The sequence below is a fragment of the Bordetella tumbae genome (genome assembly GCF_054780995.1).
This window is the reverse complement of the sequence record NZ_BAAGVG010000019.1, coordinates 103,756-110,559: the sequence shown is the minus strand read 5'-3', so window position 1 is coordinate 110,559 and position 6,804 is coordinate 103,756. Positions and strand designations below refer to the sequence as shown.

General features: G+C 61.2%; 7 protein-coding genes. 2 read left to right on the top strand and 5 right to left on the bottom strand.

The genetic code is table 11. The features are described from left to right. The 5 genes from ACYVI2_RS20605 to ACYVI2_RS20585 all read right to left on the bottom strand — a co-directional run. The coding region (locus ACYVI2_RS20605; protein WP_460490347.1) for an ABC transporter ATP-binding protein at positions 1-645 on the bottom strand (645 nt) is incomplete at its 3' end. Continuing rightward, positions 639-1,454, bottom strand: a complete 816-nt coding sequence (locus tag ACYVI2_RS20600; RefSeq protein WP_415822553.1) for an ABC transporter ATP-binding protein — start codon at positions 1,452-1,454, stop codon at positions 639-641. The genes ACYVI2_RS20605 and ACYVI2_RS20600, both read right to left, overlap by 7 nt. Continuing rightward, complete coding sequence (locus ACYVI2_RS20595) at positions 1,451-2,407, bottom strand: branched-chain amino acid ABC transporter permease (protein ID WP_415822551.1); 957 nt, start codon at positions 2,405-2,407, stop codon at positions 1,451-1,453. Before ACYVI2_RS20595 ends, ACYVI2_RS20600 begins: the two co-directional genes overlap by 4 nt. 3 nt (positions 2,408-2,410) lie before the next feature. Then, positions 2,411-3,325: a branched-chain amino acid ABC transporter permease gene (locus ACYVI2_RS20590; protein ID WP_415822550.1), complete on the bottom strand. Its 915-nt coding sequence runs from the start codon at positions 3,323-3,325 to the stop codon at positions 2,411-2,413. Between the two features lie 128 nt (positions 3,326-3,453). Further along, on the bottom strand, positions 3,454-4,617 hold the full coding sequence (locus ACYVI2_RS20585; RefSeq protein WP_415822549.1) for an ABC transporter substrate-binding protein: 1,164 nt from the start codon (positions 4,615-4,617) through the stop codon (positions 3,454-3,456). 187 nt (positions 4,618-4,804) lie between these two features. Between ACYVI2_RS20585 and ACYVI2_RS20580 the strand changes: the two genes are divergently transcribed. Next, on the top strand, positions 4,805-5,293 hold the full coding sequence (locus tag ACYVI2_RS20580) for a MarR family winged helix-turn-helix transcriptional regulator (RefSeq protein WP_415822548.1): 489 nt from the start codon (positions 4,805-4,807) through the stop codon (positions 5,291-5,293). Positions 5,294-5,568: 275 nt separating this feature from the next. Next, on the top strand, positions 5,569-6,795 hold the full coding sequence (gene argJ / locus ACYVI2_RS20575; RefSeq protein ID WP_415822547.1) for a bifunctional glutamate N-acetyltransferase/amino-acid acetyltransferase ArgJ: 1,227 nt from the start codon (positions 5,569-5,571) through the stop codon (positions 6,793-6,795). Positions 6,796-6,804 lie beyond the last annotated feature (9 nt).

Sequence of the window (6,804 nt, the reverse complement as noted above, 5' to 3'; positions counted from 1 at the left end):
CGCCCAAACCACCCGCCCCCGTTCCAGCACCACGTGATAATCCGCCAACCCCAGCAGCCTCTCCACGTACTTATCAATCACCAAAATCGTCTGCCCCGCCTCCCGCAACGTAGCCACACAATTCCAGATTTCCTCACGCACCAACGGCGCCAGCCCCTCGGTCGCCTCATCCAGAATCAACAGTCTGGGATTCGTCACCAACGCCCGCCCGATTGCCAGCATCTGCTGCTCGCCGCCAGACAATTGATTCCCCATATTGCCCGCCCGTTCCTCCAGCCGAGGAAACAGCGCAAATACCCTCTCCACCGTCCAGGGCACCCCAATATCCGGATTACGTGCCGCGACAAAAGCCGTCAGATGTTCTCGCACCGTGAGATTCGGAAAACACTGCCGCCCCTCGGGCACAATCGCCAGCCCCGCGCGGGCAATGCGGTCCGGCGCCCAGCCGCCGATATCCTGGCCCGCAAAACGAATAGTGCCGGCCCGCAACGGCAACTGGCCGAACATCGTCCGTAACAGGGTGCTCTTGCCCATGCCATTGCGTCCCAATAGCGTGACCACCTGCCCCGCACTGATATCCAGGTCCACCCCGAACAACACCTGGCTGGCCCCGTACCCGCTCTCGACAGCACGCATACTCAACATGGCGCTTGCTCCTGTGTACGTACCTCTCCGGCGTGAGGAGAATCATCGTCGCCCAGATAGGCCTTGCGCACTTCAGGATTGGCGCGGATCTCCTCTGGCGTCCCGGTCGCGATGATGCGCCCATACACCAGCACCGAGATGCGATCGGCCAGCCGAAATACCGCTTGCATATCGTGTTCCACCAACAGCATGGTGGTCTGCCCTCGCATTGACTCGATCAGGTCGGTCAAACGCAATGTTTCATCAGGCCCCATGCCCGCCATAGGCTCGTCCAATAACAACACGCTCGGCCTGGCAGCCAAGGCCAACGCGAACTCGAGCTTGCGCTGCTCGCCATGTGGCATGGTCGCTGCGGGACGATCGAGCAACGCATCGTCAATCGCACATTGACGAGCCAGCGCATGCGCCGTGTCGTATAGCGAGGTATCGGCCGTGCGCGGTTTCCAGAAACGGAAACTGCTGCCCGCATGCGCCTGCGCCGCGAGCAACAGGTTGTCGAGCACGCTGAACGACTTGAAAATATTCGTGATCTGATACGAACGCGACAAACCGGCCGCCACGCGCTGGTGCGCATTCAGGCGCGTCACATCGACGCCGCCTAACACCAGGCTGCCCTCATCGGCCGGCAAGGTCCCGGACAATAAATGGATCAAGGTTGATTTGCCGGCCCCATTGGGACCGATCAGGGCGTGGATCTCGCCAGGCGCCAGCGACAACGACACATGATCGGTCGCCAGCAACGCGCCGAAACGTCGAACCAGGCCCGTCGCTTGCAACACCGGCGCCGAGGTCTTTGCTACACCAGTCATGCCCGACCTCCCCGCACTCTCGCGCCCGCAAACCACGGCGCGACCAAGCCTGCCAAGCCACGTGGAGCCCCGAACACCACGCACAACAGCAAGATGCCCAACGGCAGATGCCAGTATTCCGTCCACATGCGCAAGACTTCCTCCAGCGCCAGCATCACCACGGCGCCCACCACGCCGCCGTAACGCAGGCCGATGCCGCCTACCAGCACCATAACCAGCAGATTGGCCGACTGCGTCCAATGCATCAGGCTGGGTGAAATAAACAGGTTGTGATTGGCCAGCAACGCCCCCGCCAGCCCCGCCACGGCGCCGCTGATGGCAAATGCCGCGAGCTTCAATCGAAACACGGGATAGCCCAGCGCCTCCATACGCGATTCGTTTTCGCGTATCCCTTGCAGCGCAGTGCCGAATCGCGAGTTCACTAACCGCCCGAAGGCCCACATCAGCACGGCGAATAACACCAGGACAACGTAATAAAAGCTGTTGCTGTCGGCCAGATCCACGCCAGGCAAGGATGAATACCCCGCCAGATTCAGGCCGTCTTCTCCGCCATACTGACGCAGCGAGATGAAGACGTAATACACCATCTGTGCAAAAGCGAGGGTGATCATGATGAAGTAGACCCCGCGCGTGCGCAGCGACACGGCGCCGATCAGTAATGCCAGGACGCCTGCCAGCGCAGCGGCGGCGGGCCAGACGATCAGCCCCGCCTGGACGCCGTAGGACTCCAGAATTCCCACGACATAAGCTCCCGCACCAAAGAACGCCGCATGGCCCAGCGCCACCATGCCGCCATAACCCAGGATCAAATTCAAACTCGTCGCTGCTACTGCGTAGATCAGCACCCGCCGTACGACTGACACATAAAAATCCAGCCCCATGGCCTCGGCCACCAGCGGGAATGCCGCCAGGGCCAACAGCACGATCCAACTGCCTATGATTGCTTTACGCATCGCTCACCCACGCGCCGGAAACAGCCCAGCCGGCCGGAATACCAGCACCACAGCCATGAGCAGATAAATGGAAATCGCCGCGAACGTCGCGGCCAGGCTGGACGCCATCGCAGGCGGCAAGACTTCGCGCAACAGCATGGGCAGAAATGCCCGGCCAGCGGTATCGACCATCCCGACCAACAAGGCGCCGACAAACGCGCCGCGTATCGAGCCGATGCCACCGATCACGATGCATACCAGTACCAGAATCAGGATTTCTTCGCCCATCCCGACTTGCACTGCAGTGATCGGCCCCAGCAATGCGCCCGCCACCGCAGCCAGCATGGCGCCGATGGTGAATACTCCTAGAAACAGCAATGGCACGCGCACGCCCATCAGCGTCGCCATTTGCCGATTGGAGGCGCCCGCTCTCACCAGCACGCCCGCGCGGGTACGCGTCACGAACCAGTACAAGCCGACCGCTGCGGCCAGCCCGCAAGCGATGATCATCAACCGGTAAGCGGGATACATCAGATCGGGCAGCAAACGCACGGGCCCGGACAAAGCGGCCGGCAAATTCAACATCACCGGCGCAGGGCCCCAGATAATTTTGACCAGATCATTGGCAATCAAGATGACGGCATAGGTGCCCAAGACCTGCGCCAGGTGATCGCGCACAGCGAGGCGGCGTATCAAGAGGCGCTCCAGCACCAGGCCCACTACCCCCGTCGCCAACGCGGCGACCAGAACCGCGGTGAGAAAAGAACCAGTGCGCTGCATGGTTTCGGCTGCGACATAGGCGCCCGCCATGTACAAAGAACCGTGCGCCAGGTTCATGATGTCCATGATCCCGAACACCAACGTCAACCCGGCGGCAATCAAAAACAACATCAGCCCGAACTGCAGGCCGTTTAGCAACTGCTCGACCACTAGCGTCATCTATTACTCCGAGAACCTCGGGTCTGCGCAGGCAGTTGCAAACGCCTGCGTCAACTCAGGATCCGGTCAAGAAACCTGTTTTCCCCATTGCCGCGGGCCAGCACCGGCCCGCGGGGCGGTCTACATGGTTACAGCTTGCACTGGCCCACGTATACGTCCTGATAATTGTCGAATACCTTGCCTACCAGCTTGTTGGTGATGCGGCCATCGCCGTCTTTTTCGATCACGCGCAGGTAATAGGCCTGAATGGGGTAATGGTTCTTGCCGTAGGTGAACTTGCCGCGCACCGAGGGATAATCGGCCTTGGCGAGTGCCGCCACGACGGCTTCGCGGTCAGAGGCCTTGCCGCCGGCTTGTTTCACGGCTGCATCCATGGCCATGATGACGTCATAGGCCTGCGCCGCATAGACGGACGGATAACGGCCGCCGTATTCTTTGCGGAAAGCTTCCACAAACTGCTTGTTTTGCGGCACATCCAGATCGTGAGCCCACTGTGCGGTGTTGAACATGCCCAGCATCGGGTCGCCGACGGCCTGGATCACATCCTCGTCAGCCGAAAAACCCGGACCGATGAGTTTCACGCTTTGCGACAGGCCCGTCGAGACGAATTGCTTGACGAAATTAATGCCCATGCCGCCCGGCAGAAAGATAAACACCGCATCCGGCTTGGCCGCACGGATCTGCGCCAACTCGGCCGCGTAATCGAGCTGGCCGAGCTTGGTGTAGACCTCTTCGGCGACTTCGGTCTTATAGCCGCGCTTGAATCCTGTCAGTGCATCCTTGCCCGCCGGATAGTCGGGCGCCATGATCAGCACTTTCTTGAAGCCCTTGTCCGCGGCGACTTTGCCTGCGGCCTCGTGAAACGCGTCGTTTTGATACGAGGTGCCGAACCAGTATTGATTGCAGCGATCACCGGCAAACTGGCTGGGGCCAGGATTATTGGAAAGATAAGGCACCTTGGCGGCGAACAACGCGGGGCCCACGGCGAGCGCGACATTCGAGCCGATGGGGCCGGTAAAGAAATCGATCTTGTCGCGCTGGATGTAGCGTGACACCAGCTGACGCGCCTGATCGGGGTTGCCGCCCATGTCTGTTTGCAGGAACTCGGCCGGCTGGCCGCCCAGCTTGCCGCCCAACTGCTTGATCGCCAGATTGAACCCGTCGCGTGCCTCGGCGCCAAGCGCAGAAAACGGACCCGATATATCATTAGCAATACCGACCTTGACGGGATCGGCAGATGAGAGGGCCGGCAGCAGCACAATAGCAGCCGCCAAAGAAGTCATGAAACGCATCGTGGTACTCCTGCGCCGCGGGCGGCGGATGTTTTTTATAAGGGAATGCGAATGCGAAACGGCTGTCGCTGGCCTGAGCACATCTCCCGGACGACACAAACAGGACTAGCGTGTCTCATAGTTTAGGTTTAAAGTATCTGGCAAGACAAGACTAGGGTTTTTACCGAGACTCGCTCTGCGCCATATCATGACCGACACGCCTGACCTGGAAACACGCGCTGCGCCCGATGATCACCATGCGTTGCGCCTATGGCTGCGCATGCTGACTTGCTGCAATCTGATCGAGTCTGAGATTCGCAGCCGCCTGCGCACCGAATTCGACACCACCTTGCCCCGTTTTGACCTGATGGCGCAACTGCAGCGAGCGCCCAAGGGGATGAAAATGGGCGAGCTGTCGCGCCGCATGATGGTCACCAACGGCAATATCACCGGCATCACCGACCAGCTCGAAAAAGAAGGCATGGTCATGCGCACCAAGGTGGAAACCGACCGGCGCAGCTCCGTCCTGAAACTCACCCCGCAAGGCCGCCGGGTGTTCACCCGCATGGCGCGCGCCCATGAGGGCTGGGTGAAAGGGATGTTCGCCGATCTGCCCGAGGATCATCGGGATGCCCTGTATCAGGCGCTGGGCGAATTGAAACTGCAAGTCGTCGCCGCTCGCAAACACGATCGCTGATCGCAACCGCCGCTGCCCTGGCTTCAGTTCAGCGTCGCGAATATCGCGGGCTTACACGATCACGGTCGGCCACCGCACGTTGCGCTGCGGCGCCTGAGACAAGCCTGCCCTGAGCCGCCATACGCCCAGGAGTGTTGACTGCGTGAGGCAGGAAAATAAGGCAACCCCGGGCAATCCCTTGGCCCGTCACTCGATGGTGGGATAATACGCGGAGCCCCCGTCCGACGGACGGGGTTTTCGAGATTCCTTTTGCCCCCCGCCACAGAGACGAAGTCATGGCCGTTAACCTGCAGATCCCCTCCGAGTCCGATATTTTTCCCGTTGCCGGCGTAGACATCGGCGTTACCGAAGCCGGTATCCGCAAGGCCAACCGACGTGACTTGACCGTGTTCCAGCTGGCGCCTGGCTCCAATGTGGCGGGCGTGTTCACCCGCAACCGTTTCCGCGCCGCACCGGTGCAGGTCTGTGAGGCGCATCTGGCCGCAGGCGGCCCGATCCGCGCTCTGGTGATCAACACCGGCAACGCCAATGCCGGCACCGGCGCCGAGGGCCTGAAAAAGGCCCAGGACACCTGCGTGGCTCTGGGCAAGCTGCTGAACGTTCCCGCCCAGCAGATCCTGCCGTTTTCGACCGGCGTCATTCTTGAGCCCCTGCCCCTGGACCGCCTGACCGCCGCCCTGCCTGCGGCCCTGGGCAATCTGGGTCCGAACGAATGGTTCAATGCCGCCCACGGCATCATGACCACCGACACGCAACCCAAGATCCACTCGCAGCGCCAGCAGATTGGCGGCAAGACCGTCACCTTTACCGGCATCAGCAAGGGCGCAGGCATGATCCGCCCCAACATGGCCACCATGCTGAGCTTCCTGGCTACGGACGCGGGCATTGCGCAGCCCGTGCTGCGCAAGCTGGCCCTGGAAATCGCCAACCAGTCGTTTAACCGCATCACCGTCGACGGCGATACGTCCACCAACGATTCGTTCATCATCATTGCCACCGGCCAATCGGGCGTGGAGATCGCCTCCGAGGCCGATCCGCACTATGCGGCCGTGCGCGATGCGCTGGCCGCGGCTGCACTGGACCTGGCACAGAAGATCGTGCGCGACGCCGAAGGCGCGACCAAATTCATGACCGTGCGTGTCGAAGAGGCCCTGACCACCGAAGAAGCCCTGAAGATCGCTTACTCGGTTGCCCACTCCCCGCTGGTCAAAACGGCGTTTTTCGCCTCCGACCCCAACCTGGGCCGCATCCTGGCTGCCATCGGCTACGCCGGCGTAGACGATCTGGACGTCTCGAAGCTGCGCCTCTGGCTGGACGACGTACTGGTCGCCAAAGACGGCGGCCGCAACCCTGACTACCAAGAGGCAGACGGTCAGCGTGTCATGAAGCAGGCGGAAATCACCGTACGCATCGCACTGGCGCGTGGCCAGGCGGCTGACACCGTGTACACCTGCGATTTCTCGCACGAGTACGTCAGTATCAACGCCGATTACCGCTCTTGATACATTGAT